Annotated in this window: 14 protein-coding genes; 9 read left to right on the forward strand and 5 right to left on the reverse strand. The window is 29.1% G+C overall.

Annotated features, from left to right (window positions below; genetic code table 11):
• The first annotated feature begins 126 nt into the window (after positions 1–126).
• The 7 genes from OWK30_RS08450 (at position 127) to OWK30_RS08480 (ending at position 5,805) form a co-directional block, all read left to right on the forward strand.
• A complete protein-coding gene (locus tag OWK30_RS08450; protein WP_423325505.1) occupies positions 127–567 on the forward strand; it encodes a metal-dependent transcriptional regulator in 441 nt (146 codons plus the stop codon).
• 85 nt (positions 568–652) lie between these two features.
• The gene (locus tag OWK30_RS08455; RefSeq protein WP_423325507.1) at positions 653–1,489 is read left to right on the forward strand and encodes an alpha/beta hydrolase; all 837 of its coding nucleotides are present in this window, start codon (positions 653–655) and stop codon (positions 1,487–1,489) included.
• Entirely contained in the window at positions 1,490–2,317 is an 828-nt protein-coding gene (gene proC, locus OWK30_RS08460; protein WP_423325509.1) for a pyrroline-5-carboxylate reductase, read from the forward strand.
• Entirely contained in the window at positions 2,307–2,888 is a 582-nt protein-coding gene (locus OWK30_RS08465; protein ID WP_423325511.1) for a TetR/AcrR family transcriptional regulator, read from the forward strand. Before proC ends, OWK30_RS08465 begins: the two co-directional genes overlap by 11 nt.
• 1 nt (position 2,889) lies before the next feature.
• Positions 2,890–4,476: an aspartate:alanine exchanger family transporter gene (locus OWK30_RS08470; RefSeq protein WP_423325513.1), complete on the forward strand. Its 1,587-nt coding sequence runs from the start codon at positions 2,890–2,892 to the stop codon at positions 4,474–4,476.
• Positions 4,473–5,015 (forward strand): manganese efflux pump MntP, encoded by a 543-nt coding sequence (locus OWK30_RS08475; RefSeq protein ID WP_423325515.1) that lies wholly within the window; start codon positions 4,473–4,475, stop codon positions 5,013–5,015. Before OWK30_RS08470 ends, OWK30_RS08475 begins: the two co-directional genes overlap by 4 nt.
• Position 5,016: 1 nt before the next feature.
• A complete protein-coding gene (locus tag OWK30_RS08480; protein WP_423325517.1) occupies positions 5,017–5,805 on the forward strand; it encodes a menaquinone biosynthetic enzyme MqnA/MqnD family protein in 789 nt (262 codons plus the stop codon).
• Here OWK30_RS08480 and OWK30_RS08485 read toward each other — a convergent pair.
• On the reverse strand, positions 5,780–6,904 hold the full coding sequence (locus OWK30_RS08485; protein WP_423325519.1) for a mechanosensitive ion channel family protein: 1,125 nt from the start codon (positions 6,902–6,904) through the stop codon (positions 5,780–5,782). The genes OWK30_RS08480 and OWK30_RS08485 overlap by 26 nt on opposite strands.
• 2 nt (positions 6,905–6,906) lie before the next feature.
• Positions 6,907–7,317: a ClpXP protease specificity-enhancing factor SspB gene (locus OWK30_RS08490; RefSeq protein ID WP_423325521.1), complete on the reverse strand. Its 411-nt coding sequence runs from the start codon at positions 7,315–7,317 to the stop codon at positions 6,907–6,909.
• 45 nt (positions 7,318–7,362) lie between these two features.
• On the opposite strand from OWK30_RS08490, the gene OWK30_RS08495 reads away from it, so the two are divergent.
• Entirely contained in the window at positions 7,363–8,193 is an 831-nt protein-coding gene (locus OWK30_RS08495) for a mechanosensitive ion channel family protein (protein ID WP_423325523.1), read from the forward strand.
• 47 nt (positions 8,194–8,240) lie between these two features.
• Here OWK30_RS08495 and OWK30_RS08500 read toward each other — a convergent pair whose 3' ends face one another.
• From OWK30_RS08500 to OWK30_RS08510, 3 genes are read right to left on the reverse strand one after another with little or no spacing between them, the layout of a single operon-like run.
• Positions 8,241–9,476 (reverse strand): glycosyltransferase family 4 protein, encoded by a 1,236-nt coding sequence (locus tag OWK30_RS08500; RefSeq protein ID WP_423325525.1) that lies wholly within the window; start codon positions 9,474–9,476, stop codon positions 8,241–8,243.
• Positions 9,473–10,741: a glycosyltransferase gene (locus OWK30_RS08505; RefSeq protein WP_423325527.1), complete on the reverse strand. Its 1,269-nt coding sequence runs from the start codon at positions 10,739–10,741 to the stop codon at positions 9,473–9,475. Before OWK30_RS08505 ends, OWK30_RS08500 begins: the two co-directional genes overlap by 4 nt.
• Positions 10,738–12,126, reverse strand: a complete 1,389-nt coding sequence (locus OWK30_RS08510) for a mannose-1-phosphate guanylyltransferase/mannose-6-phosphate isomerase (RefSeq protein ID WP_423325529.1) — start codon at positions 12,124–12,126, stop codon at positions 10,738–10,740. The genes OWK30_RS08505 and OWK30_RS08510 overlap by 4 nt, the downstream gene beginning before the upstream one ends.
• A gap of 216 nt (positions 12,127–12,342) precedes the next feature.
• Between OWK30_RS08510 and OWK30_RS08515 the strand changes: the two genes are divergently transcribed.
• Entirely contained in the window at positions 12,343–13,440 is a 1,098-nt protein-coding gene (locus tag OWK30_RS08515) for an aminopeptidase (protein ID WP_423325531.1), read from the forward strand.
• Positions 13,441–13,563: the final 123 nt, after the last annotated feature.

Consider the following 13,563-nt stretch of genomic DNA (forward strand, 5'->3'; position numbering starts at 1 on the left):
AGAGCATTTTTTGGCATAAAATAGTTATGTACTAAGTTTATATTGGATATTTAGAATTTAAAAAGTTTAATTTGAATATTTCTAAAAATTATATATAATTGCGGAAGCTTGCTTGTGGAGTATTTTATGTCTGAAAAACTATCTAGAAATATGGAAGACTATTTAGAAGCTATTTATATCCTTTTAAAAGAAAGTTCTGTTGCTAGAGTGAAAGATATTGCAGAAAAACTTGGTGTAAAAAAGTCTTCTGTTACTAACGCTTTAAAATTATTATCTGAAAAAGGGTTGATTAATTATGATAAGTACAGTTGCATTACTTTGACTGGCGAAGGAGTAAAATATGCAGAAGAGATTTTTCATAAACATACTATTATTACTCAATTTTTAGTGGAAGTATTATCTGTTGATAAAAAAAGAGCTGAAGAAAATGCTTGCAGGATTGAACATGTAATAGATAAAGATATTTTTGATAAATTTGAAAGATTCTTGTCTTTTTTTTTAAAGGGGGATAAAAACTGCTTAGATATAAACAAGTTTTTTATTCAAGAAAAGGAAAGGAGGATTTAGATAAGATTAAGTGCAAATTGTTAAATGGTTTGTAATTCCATGGATAATATTTTTTTTAATAATTTTTTTATATATGAAGTTTTATATGGTGAATTTAGCTGAATTAAGACCCTATAAAGATTTACAATCTGTAGATACTTATGAGCTATTGACTCTCGATATAAAAAGAGCTCAATCAGAGGGTGTTTCGGTTAAAGAGAATTTTCCAAATTTTTTACCAGGGAATAATAGAATAGGAGTTTTACTTGTACATGGATTTACTGCTTCACCATATGAAATGTCATTTTTGGCTAATTATCTACATAATAAAGGTTATAGTGTTTATTTAGCAAGAATAGCTGGACATGGAAGTAATCCTAAAAATTTAAATATATTAACATATCAAGACTGGTATGAATCTTTAAAATATGGTTATTTTGTATTAAAGAAGAATTGTCAAAAGTTAGTTGTAATTGGACAATCTATGGGTGCACTTTTGGCTATTAATGTGGCAATTTTAAATGGTGCTGATAAAGTTGTTGTGTTGTCACCAGCTTTAGGAATAAAAGATTTTGGTTTTAAATTAATTCCTATTATAAGGAAGTTTAAAGATTATATTTTGAAAGATGAGTTTGATAAAAGTTTGTCAAAATATTATTACCGTGTTAGGCCTGTTCAAGGGCTTTATCAGCTTTACTTACTTATACAACTTACTTGGAAAAATATAAATCAAGTGAATATTCCAACATATATAATTTTATCAGAGTATGATGATATTGTTGATGCCAAAAAAGTGAAGTTGTTTTATAGAAAAATAAAAACTAATGAAAAAAAGATTGATTTAATAAAGCAAAAAAGTATAAAACATGTTTTAACATTGGGTGATAATCCTTTTAGAGATGAATTATTTGGAAAAATTGAAACATGGATTAGGGAGGGTTGAGTGTTTTCTGGTAAAAAGATAGGTTTTATAGGTGCAGGTAATATGGCTACCGCATTAATTAAAGGTATATTAAAGTCGGGGCTTTTACCACCCGATGATATATTTACAAGTGATATAAATATTGAAAAACTGGAAGCCTTGAAAAAAGAATATGGAATAAATATTATTTATAAAGATAATGTAAGGCTTGTTTCAAATGTTGATATAGTTGTTTTGGCAGTAAAACCCCAAATAATTGATAGAATTTTAAAAGAAATTGACCATGCTATAGATGAATCAAAACTTATTATATCGATTGCCGCAGGAATAAGTACTGAATACATCGAGCGTATGATAGGTAAGGAACTTCGTGTTATCAGAAGTATGCCAAATACTCCTGCTTTAGTGCTTCAAGGGGCTACAGCAATATGTAGTGGGGTTCATGCTGAAGAAGAGGATATTAAATTAGCTTATGAGATTTTCCAAGCTGTAGGATTAGTGGTTATTGTGGATGAGACTCAATTAGATGCAGTTACTGGATTGTCAGGAAGTGGACCTGCCTATATTTTTATGATTATAGAAGCACTTAGTGATGCAGGTGTGAAAATGGGCTTATCTAGAGATGTTGCATTAAAGCTTTCTGCTCAAACCGTTCTTGGATCAGCCAAACTTTTATTAGAAACTGATATGCATCCAGGTAGACTTAAAGATATGGTAACATCGCCAGGGGGGACTGCAATAGCAGGATTACATACCCTTGAACAGGGCGGCTTAAGAACAACTCTTATTAATGCTGTTGAGGCTGCAACCAATAGATCTATTGAGTTAGGGAGGAAAAATGGAAAATAGTAAAGAAAATAAATTTGAAAGAATACTTAATGCTGCTATTAAAGTTATCGGTAATAAGGGGTTTCATAATGCTAAAGTAAAAGATATTGCAGAAATGGCCGATGTAGCAGATGGTACAATTTATAATTATTTTCAGAACAAAGAAGATATTTTGGTTACTATTTTTAAAATTAAGCTTGAAGAATATGTACTGAATGCAAAAAAGGAAATCATAAATATTGAAGATCCTGCTGAAAAACTAAAGGTATTGATAAAGTATCATATAAAAATAATGGCAGATAATCCAGATTTGGCTAAGGTGTTGCAAATTGAACTTAGACAACCACATATTGAGTTGCGCAGTAAAATAAGAAGAAATTTGAGGAGTTATTTCAAAGTTATAGAGGAAGTAATTGAAGAAGGAAAAGAAAAAGGTATTTTATCTAAAAATTTGAATGTTTATCTGGCAAGGGAAATGTTTTTTGGTACACTTGATGAGATTGTTTCAACTTGGGTTTTTACAGGAATGATGAGAGATTTGAATGATTTTATTGATGAATTATATACTATGCTCTTAAAAGCTTTTAGATAAAATGGACCATTTGCAAACAGTATTTTACATTTTTTTATTAATATCATTAGGATTAGTTTTAGGTAATTTACACTATAAAAATTTTAGTCTTGATATTGCTGGATTGTTAATAGTATCTCTAGTAGCTGGTCATTTTGGAATTGTTATTCCTGAAGATTTTAAATATTTTGGTCTTGCTATTTTTATTTATGCTATTGGGCTTCAGACTGGTCCTGGTTTCTTTGATTCCTTAAAAAATGAAGGTTTAAAATTGAACCTTTTATCTTTAACTTTGTTGTCTTTGTTTTTTTTCTCTATAGTATTAGTTTCATATTTATTGGGATACAATAGTTCTATTTCAGCAGGAATTTACACTGGTGTTATAACATCTGCTCCAGCGCTTGCATCTGCACTTGAAATAAAAAATGATCATACAATATCCGTTATTTTTGGTATAGTTTATCCGTTTGCTTTGGTAGCTACAGTGTTGGTATTTAGAATATTACCGATTGTTTTTAAGATTGATTTTAATAAAGAATATGAAAAATACAAGGAAGAAGTTTTTAAAGAGCATCCTCCCATTCTTACTAAAAATTTTAAAATAACTAATGAAATATTTAAAAAAGAAAAAGTTAAGAAAAGTGATTTAGAAAGGTTGACAGGTACTGTGGTGGAACGCATTGCATCACAACATGAAATAGGTGAGATTGTAGATGATTTTGTAATCCATTATGGAGATATTTTAAGGGTAACAGGAACTGTTGAACAGCTAAAAAGAATGAAAATAGTTGCAGGTGAAGAAACTGAAGCAGATGTGCAGTTTAAAGATGATATGAAGATTTATAGACTGCTTGTAAGTAACAAAGATGTGGTAGGAAAAAAAATTAATGAGTTAAAAGAACTTTATGCATTGGGTGGTAGAATTTCTAAAGTTAGAAGAGCTGGTATAGATATTTCTCCCATGCCTGAGGTAACATTAATGCTTGGTGATAAATTGTATATTGTCGGACCTGAAAAAAATAAAGATAAAATAATCAAGCTAATAGGTGACAATTTAATGGCATTTCCATCAGCAGATTTTATTCCTATTTCATTTGGAATAGTTTTAGGTATGCTTATTGGTTATATTCCTATTGGTGTTCCTTTTGTTGGGGTTTTTAGATTGAGTTTTGTTGGAGGAATTCTTCTTTGTGCTTTAATATTTGGTAGATTAGGAAGAACAGGTCCTATTGTTTGGCAATTATCACCTCATTCTAACAACCTTATGAAAGTGTTAGGACAGCTTCTTTTTGTAGCTACTGTTGGAACAAATGCAGGAAGATATTTGGTTGAATCGTTGGCAAGTTATGGTATTTACCCGGTTTTGTTTGCAACTGTTACTTTAATTATTATTATTTTTAGTTTTAGTTTTTATGTTTTAAAGATTTTGAAAATGAACGGATTGCAGTATTTAGGTTTTCTTGCAGGTACTTTAACATCCACTCCTTCTTTAGGTGTTATAAATAATATGGTAAAAAATGAATTACCATCGATCAGTTATGCAGCAGTTTATCCTTTTTCATTGATAGTTAGTTTGATTTTTGCTGAGGTTATTTTTAAATTAATATGAGCACAGTAGAAATATTTATTATTGCTGTAGCTTTAAGTATAGATGCTTTTAGTATTTCTTTTGGAATAGGATGTAAATATCATACTCCAAGGCATTATTTTAGACTTGGATGGCATTTTGGATTATTTCAGTTTATGATGCCATTAATAGGAGTTTTTGTTGGTTATAAGGTGAAAGAGTTTGTGGAAAATTTAAATCTTATTGCAGCTATTATACTGTTTGTTATTTCTTTCAAAATGGTTAAAGAAGCGATGGAAAATAAGGGAAAATTGTGCAATTACAGTGACCCAACTAAAGGAGTATCTCTTATTTCTTTATCCCTTGCCACAAGTATGGATGCTCTTGGGGTTGGTTTTACCTTTATTTTATATAAAGGTAATGTTTTTATAGCATCGCTATTAATTGGTGTTGTATGTGCTCTTTTTTCTATTCTTGGTGTATATTTGGGAAGTATATCTAAAAAGTTTTTTGGTGAAAAAATTGAGATTTTAGGTGCAGTAGTTTTATTTTTCATCGGTTTAAAATTTATTTTGGTGTGATATGCTGAATATTGGTGAAATAGAATATGCAAATGTGTATCCAATTTTTTATGAGCTTAAAAAAAATAGCTTATATAAGTTTATTAAATCCTATCCTTCTGTTCTTAATAAAGCGCTTAGGGATGGTGGAATAGATATATCATGTTGTAGTAGTATTGAGTATGCAAGGCATCCTGAAAATTATTTAATTTTAAAAAATCTATCTATTAGTAGTATTAAAGAGGTAAAAAGCGTTTGTCTTTTTAGTAACTATGAGATTAAGTATCTTGAGAATAAAAATATTTATCTTACGGATGAGTCAGGAACTAGTATAGTTCTTTTAAAAGTTTTACTAAAAAAATTTTTAAACATTAATGTAAGTTATAGCATTAATAAAAACGATTGTGATGCTTTTTTATATATAGGTGATAAAGCATTATATCGATTTTATAATTCAGAGTTTAAATATGTTTTTGACCTTGGTAAGCTTTGGTATGAGTTTACAGGATTCCCTTTTGTGTATGCGTTGTGGTTGGTTAATAGAGGAATTATAAAAGAAAAAAAAGATATTTTGAAAGATTTTTACAATAAACTAGTTTGTATTAAAGCTAATACCAAAAAAAATTTATCTACCTTAATTGATCATTATTATTTTAAGGGATTAACATCATATCAAATTATCGATTATTGGGAAACCATTAATTATGACTTAACCTTAAATCATCTAAATGGACTTAAAATTTTTTATAAATACGCTTATGAGATTGGTGAAATAAAAAAAGTTCCTAAGTTGGAGTTTTTAACTTTTTAATAGTTATTTCATTTTCAGGTGTTTTTTCAATATATACAGACATTGATGGGAATGCAAATTCTATGTTTAATTTTTCTATAATCTCCATAATCTTTAAGTTGACATTTTGTTTAATAGCAAGATAATCTGCCCATACACTTGTTTTTGTGAAACAGTAAATAAAAATATCCAATGAACTTTTGTTAAAATCAGTAAAATAAACCATTAATGGTTCATCATGTATCATAGGGTGGTTCTTAAGCATGTTTTCTATTTCACTAACAGCTTTTTCCATTTTATCTCTAGGTGTTAAGTAGGTTACACCTATAATCATTTTTATTCTTCTTCTATCTCTAAGTGACCAATTAGTTATGGGTGAAGTAGCAATAATGGAATTTGGTATAGAAACTAAGGCTTTTGCAAATGTTCTAATTCTGGTGCTTCTAAATCCAATATCTTCTACTATTCCTTCTATATCGTTACATATTATCCAGTCACCAACTTTGAAAGGTCTGTCAAGTAATATCATTAAACTACCAAAAAAGTTTGCTAATGTATCTCTGGCAGCAAGAGCTATGGCTACACCACCGATTCCCAGTCCAGTAAGTAAAGCTCCTACATTATAACCCCATTCTTGGATAATAAATATTATCCCAAAAATTACTATAGTGACTTTTGTAAATTTACTAATAAATGGTAAAAAACTATCAATTAGCTCAAGTTCTTTGTATTTAAAAAACTTTTGTATGTATTTGCTAATGATTGATTCTGATCTATAAATTGACCAAAAAATTGCAAATATTAGTAAAGAATTTATGATATGTTTTACAAGCAATTGTGAACTATCAGGAAGATTTAGATATAAAAAACCAAAGTGAAACCCAATCAATACAATAATAAGCTTGGCAGGTTCTTCTAAAGCGGCAAGTAGCAGATCATCAACTTCAGTTTTAGTTTTACCTGTTAACTTTTTCAGTCCTTTTAAAATAAATTTTGTAGCAACCTGTTTTAAAAAAAAGAAAACAAATATTATAACAAAAAATATTATAAGTTTTTTTATACTGATATTTAAAATTGTAAAACTAAAAAATTCTTTTAATGTGTCTATAAATTCATACATATTTAATCTTTAGACTTAAAATTTATTTTAATCACTTTATCGTTTTTTTCTACAAGAGGTTTTTTGATTTTATCTTGATTATCTTCAGATTTATCTTTTGCTGAAATTTTAAAACTAAATACGAATGATGGCGTGAGAGGATCATCAAAAATGGATGTTATTGCATCATAAGGTATAGTCAAGTTTTCCCACTTTCCTGAAAACCTCATAGATACATATATATTTTGATCATCCCATTGAAAATCTTTATATGAGTATGGACCGAAAACTAAAAGTAACCCTTTTTCTTTTTCCTGATCAATAAGCCCTCGCGCACCGATGATCAAATCCTTGTGTGGCATTATGTGGATGTAAAATTTGTCAACGTTATCTAAAACCTTCTCAAGTATTTCTTGCTTAAATTTATTATTCATATAAAATAGTTAGCATAATTAATTAAAAAAGAAAAGGGGAAATTTATGAATGATAAACTTCTTTTTTATAAGCAACTAATTATAAATTTTAGTATTAAAATATTGATAGGATTAATAATAATTTTCATTGGAAAGTTTTTATCAAAAAGAATTAGTATTGCAGTAAGTAAAGGGCTGAATAAAGCAAAAGCAGATGATATGGTTGTAAATTTTATTGGTGATTTAATTTACTATACACTTTTTATTGTTTCCATTGTTATTGCATTAAACACTATTGGTATCAAAACTACATCTTTGGCAGCTATTATTGGTGCTGCAACTCTTGCTGTGGGCTTATCTTTGCAAAGTAATCTTTCAAATTTTGGTTCAGGAGTTTTGATTCTATTTACAAGACCTTTTAAAGTTGGTGATTTTGTTGAAGTAGGTGGAATTCCAGGAATTGTTGAAAAAATATCTATTTTTAATACATTACTAAGAACTCCAGATAATAGAAGTATAATAATGCCAAATTCAAAGATTGTAAAAAATGAAATTATAAATTATTCTGCTAGGGATATAAGAAGGATAGATCTTACTATAAGAGTAGGATATAATGAAGATTTGAAAAAAGTGAAAGAAGTTTTGAAGAGAATACTGGATAAAGATGAGAGAATTTTAAAGGAGCCTAAGTATTTTATTGGGGTTTCAGAACTTGCAGATAGTTGTATATTTTTAGTTGTGCGCCCATGGGTTAAATCTTCTGATTATTGGCAAACAAGATGTGATTTGCTTGAAAATATAAAAAGCTATTTTGATGAAGAAAATATTAAGATACCTTATCCTCAATTAGATATTCATTATAAAAATATTGAAAAAAATAATAATCATAATGCTTAGTTTTCTCTGAAATAGTGAGAACTAGGTTAGTTTTTATTAAATAAGCACTAAAGTAAGGAGGTTAGAAGAGGATTAATTTTTTCTCTGAAAATATTGTCTAGGTTATATTCTTGTAAAGCTTTTTTTAAAAATAAACTTGTTCTATTACTTTTTGAAACCATAATTATTTTATCAGCTATTCTGTTAACATCGTCATCTAAATTGAAAAATGTAACATATTCTCCTGCAATTTCCTTAAAAGGTGGGATATTAGAGCAAACTATGGGTATTCTTAGTGTAGCTGCTTCGAGCAATGGTATTCCAAAACCTTCTTGTGTGCTTGGAAGAAAGAGAACATCAGCTAGATGGTATAAGTCTTTAATATTCAATTTATCGCTTTGTATAGATTCTCCTGATGGAAGGGTGTATTTAGCTAATAAAAGTATATTTTTTTCCATTCTTAAATCTGTTAATAGTTTGCTCAATTTTTCATAATATTCAACTGTTGATTTTTCATGTGGATCAAAAGCTCCTGTTATTAGTCCTTTAACATTTATACCTTTGTCAACGAGTGCTTTTATCACTTGAATTGTTAACTCTATATTTTTTCTTGGGTGGAGTCTTGAAGGTTGTACTAGTATCAGGTCATAGTTGAACAAATTTTCTTGATTTATAATTTTTACAGTATTTTCATCAAGCTTAAAAAAAGTTATAGGGTCAATTCCATTTTTAATTACATGTATTTTATCTTCTGAAACATTAAAAAGGGATGCAAATAACCTTTGTCTACTTTCAGATATTGTAACATAAGTTATATTTTTATTAAATTTTTTGAAAATGTTAAAAGGACTTTTATTAAAAATAGGATCATAGTTATCGTAAAAGTATAATGAATCATGACACCAACTAATAACTTTTATAATTTTTTCATTAGCTATTTCATGGATAGCTAGTGCTGCTGCCAGATTATATCTCATATTCAGTATATTGTGAACAATAAGAAAATCAAATTGCTTAATGGAATTTATGAGATAATTTTTGATATTTTCTTTTAGTTCAAATAGATATTCTTTATCACCTGATGCAGCTAAATCAAAAGATTTAGCGATTTCTTTTGAGTTAGAAGCCAGTAATGAATAGATTTCAACAGGTATGTTTCCCTCAAATGAATTACCTTTTCCAGCAATTATTTTTACGTTTATACCGTTTCTTTTAAAAAGAAGCGCCTGAAGTTTTATTACTTCTTCAACACCACCTACAATAGGTGGCCCAGAATAATGAAGAATTGCTACATTATATTTCATTTAATACACTGTTCCTCCATATCTTCTATTAAACGTATTAATTTTTTTTCCAATACTTCATAAGAGAAATATTTTTTTGCGAGTTCATAATTTTTTTCAACCATTTCTTGAAGTTTGTTTTTATTATTTAAGGTGTTTAGTACATTTTTAATAAAATCTTCTGTTACAAATCCGTCAAATTTAAAAACATCAAATCCGTAAGGCTCGATATCTGTAATAAAAATTGAATATCTGTTTACAATAATAGGTTTTTTAAAATAAATTGTTTCTAGAAAAGCATTGCCAAATCCTTCATACCCAGAGGGGTATGTTACTATATCGCAACATTGATAAACATCATTAATTGTAAAAATTGTTTTATTGTCTTTAACACATCTTTCTGTACCAATAAATTTTTCTAACTCAACAATTTCAACGCCTAAAATTTTCGCATAGTTTTTTATTCTAATGTAATAAAAATCTCCTTCATCACCTTTAGCATGAGAAATAACAAGTTTTGGATTTTTTAGATTCATAAGGTAAACAATTTCAATGGCTCTTTCAATCCACTTTCTTGGAACAATTCTTGTGGGTTGAAGTACAAATAAATCATTCTCTTCAAGTCCTGCAAGCTCCCTTATTTGAAGACATGTTTTATCATCTATTTTTTTTGCTGAATTTGAAAAATCAAAAACATTTGGTATTACTACGTTTGATATACCTTTTCTCAGACTTAATTGCTCTGATGCTAATGAATTAATTACTACATGCTTGATTGATTTTAAGTCAGGTGGAAAAGCCCTGTCAAGATAATCTTTGACTGAGTTTATTAAAAAGCGAGTTCGTTCCCAGTAAAAATCATGGTGATGAGCAATGGTGGGGAAACAGGTTTCAGCAATAAATTCAGTTAAAGCTAGTCCCAATGGGATGTTCATAGGTATAGTTAACGCATTTTCAGGTATTAAAAGATCAATGTCAAATTTTTTAACGAAATCATATAACTGTATTTTTAAATATTCTTTAATTTCTGAAACTTTTAAAGAGGTTTCATGATCTCTAACTTTTACACCAAAAAACTTTTTGTTTAGTTTTTCAATTTCTGGGTGATTAAAATGAGCTATAGGGCAAATGTATGATTTTTCAGGCTCTCTATCTAGCTCTCCTGCGAAATAAAAGCAGTTGTATCCATTTCGTTCAAGAATGTGTGCCCATTTTTCAATTTCAAGGGACACTCCATCTGTTCCTGCTATTCTTGTTGAAACAAAACCTATATTCTTTATTTTCATTTTACTCTTCCATAAATATCTTCAAATCTAATGATATCATCTTCTCCTACATATTCACCAATTTGAACTTCAATCATTTCAAATGGTATTTTCCCTGGATTTTCTATTCGGTGTTTTGTAGCTTTAGGTATGTATGTTTTTTCGTTTTCATGTAAATAAATAAATTCATTTCCAATTTGTACTTTAGCTGTTCCTTTGATACCTATCCAGTGCTCAGCTCTATGATAATGAAGTTGTAAACTGAGTTTTTGACCGGGATTTATTACGATTTTTTTGACTTTATAATTTATCCCTTCGTCGAGAACTGTATAACTCCCCCATGGTCTGTAAACAGTTTTATGAACTTCAACTTCTTCTTTTTCCTCTTTGCGAAGCAATTCTACTATATCTTTTACCTGTTGAGAATACCCTTTTTTAGCAATAAGAATAGCATCATCTGTATCAGCAATTATCAAGTCTTCTATACCAACTGTACATAGCAGCCTTTTTGATCCAATTATAAGGCTATTTTTACTATTTTTTGATACTACATTACCTTGAATAACATTCTTATTTTCATCCTTGGGCATAACTTCATATACACTGTCCCATGATCCTATATCAGACCACGTTATGTTAATTGGGATAACAACAACTTTGTTTGATTTTTCCATTATTGCATAATCTATAGATATATCAGGCATTTTATGAAAGTTTTCTATCATACTCTCAAAACTACTTGTGAAAATATCGTAAATTTTAGGTTCAAATTTTTCGATTTCTTCAATAAAGGTTTCTATCGAAAACATGAACATTCCAGAATTCCAAAAATAATTTCCTGATTCTAGATATTTTTGAGCAGTTTCTAAGTTTGGTTTTTCTACAAATTTGTTTACTTTATAACAATTACTGTCAATTTTTTCACCTTTGTTAATATATCCATATCCAGTTTCAGGTTTTGTAGGTACAATACCAAAAGTAACAATGTAACCATTTTTTGCTAATTTTTCAGCAGCTTTTACATAATCTGCGAATTCCGATGCAGGGCTAATTATATGGTCAGATGGAGATATAAAAACCGGATCATTAAGTTTACCATGGAGTTTTTCTTGAATAAATTTAATACCTAATGCAATTGCTGGTGCTGTGTTTTTACCAATGGGTTCATCTAACATATTTATTTTTTCGCCTAACTTCGATTGAACTTGGCTTTTTACAAAAAATGAATGATCTCGGTTTGTGACGATTACAATATCTTCTTTCTCAGTAAAGTATAAATTTCTTTTAATAGTTTTTTGTAGGAGTGTTTCATCATCTGTTAATTTAAGAAATTGCTTAGGAAACTTTTTTCTTGATAATGGCCACAACCTTGAACCACTTCCTCCTGCTAAAACAATAGAAAACATATTTCCCCTCCAATTAGGCTACTTTACTTAATAAGTATATTTTAAAAAAAATAATTGAAAATTTCAATAAATAAAATAAGTTAGAAAGAAGTTAATTAATTTTTTGCTTGGAAATGAAAGTTTTGCTAGATGGTGGTGTATACATAATAATGCATACATTAGAAAAGTATTACACAAAATGTAAATATAATATAAACATGTGGTTAGGAGGCAAGAATGAGCTATGAAGAGAAATTGGCAAAATTACTTTGCGATTATAGTTTAAAGGTGAAAAAGGGTGATTTAGTAGAAGTAAGAGGGGAGATAAGTGCTGAACCTTTAATTAAAGCTTGCTATGTGTATTTAATAAAATTAGGAGCTTATCCTATTGTGAAAATGAGTTTTCCAGAGCAGATGTATTATTTTTATAAATATGCTGAGAAAGAACAGTTAGAATTTATACCAGAAGTTAGTTTGACAACTGCAAAAACTATTGATGGGTTGATTGTCATTGATAGCGAAATAAACACAAAACAATTAACTAATGTTGATTCAACAAAAGTAGCTATTAACAGAAAAGCAACTAGGATTTTAAAGGATATCCTATTTGAAAGAGAAGCTAAAGGTGAATTTAAGTGGGTACTGGCTCCATATCCTACTTACTCAATGGCACAAGATGCTGAAATGTCTTTTGAAGAATATAAAAACTTTGTTTTTGGGGCTTGCAAATTAAATGAAAAAGATCCAGTACGAGTATGGGAAGAGGTAAGCAGTTTTCAAGAGAAAATTGTTGAACTGCTTACAGGAGGGAAAGAGTTAAAAATCCTTGGGAAACATACTGAGCTTATTTTAAAAGTGGATGGTAGAAAATGGATTAATTGCAATGGATCTCATAATATGCCCGATGGCGAAGTTTTTACAAGTCCTGTGGAAGATAGTGCTGAGGGAGTAATATTTTTCGATGTACCAACAACTTTTATGGGAGTAGAAGTACAAAATGTGACTCTTTATTTTGAGGGTGGAAGAGTTGTGAAGGCTACTGCAGAAAAAGGTGAAGGATTTTTAAACAAAATGTTAGATACCGATGAAGGTTCAAGATTTATAGGAGAAATAGCTTTTGGATTAAACGATAGTATTAATAAACCAACAAAGAATATACTATTTGACGAAAAAATTGGAAAAACGATTCATCTTGCAGTGGGGTCTTCTTATCCTGAAGCAGGTGGTAAAAATAAATCAGGGCTTCATTGGGATTTGATAAAAAAGATGGATAATGGTAGTGAAGTTTATCTTGATGGTGTTCTTGTATATAAGGATGGTAAATTTGTTTTTTAGGGTTGAGGATGTTTTTAATGTCTAATTTTAAAGGCAAATGTAACGTTAGAGTAGAGTCAATATAGCGATATCCTTTTAGGAAAAAAGATAGTAACTATAAGGGATTAATAGAGGTGAGTCAGA

The sequence above is a fragment of the Deferribacter abyssi genome (assembly GCF_049472655.1).
Classification (GTDB): domain Bacteria; phylum Chrysiogenota; class Deferribacteres; order Deferribacterales; family Deferribacteraceae; genus Deferribacter; species Deferribacter abyssi.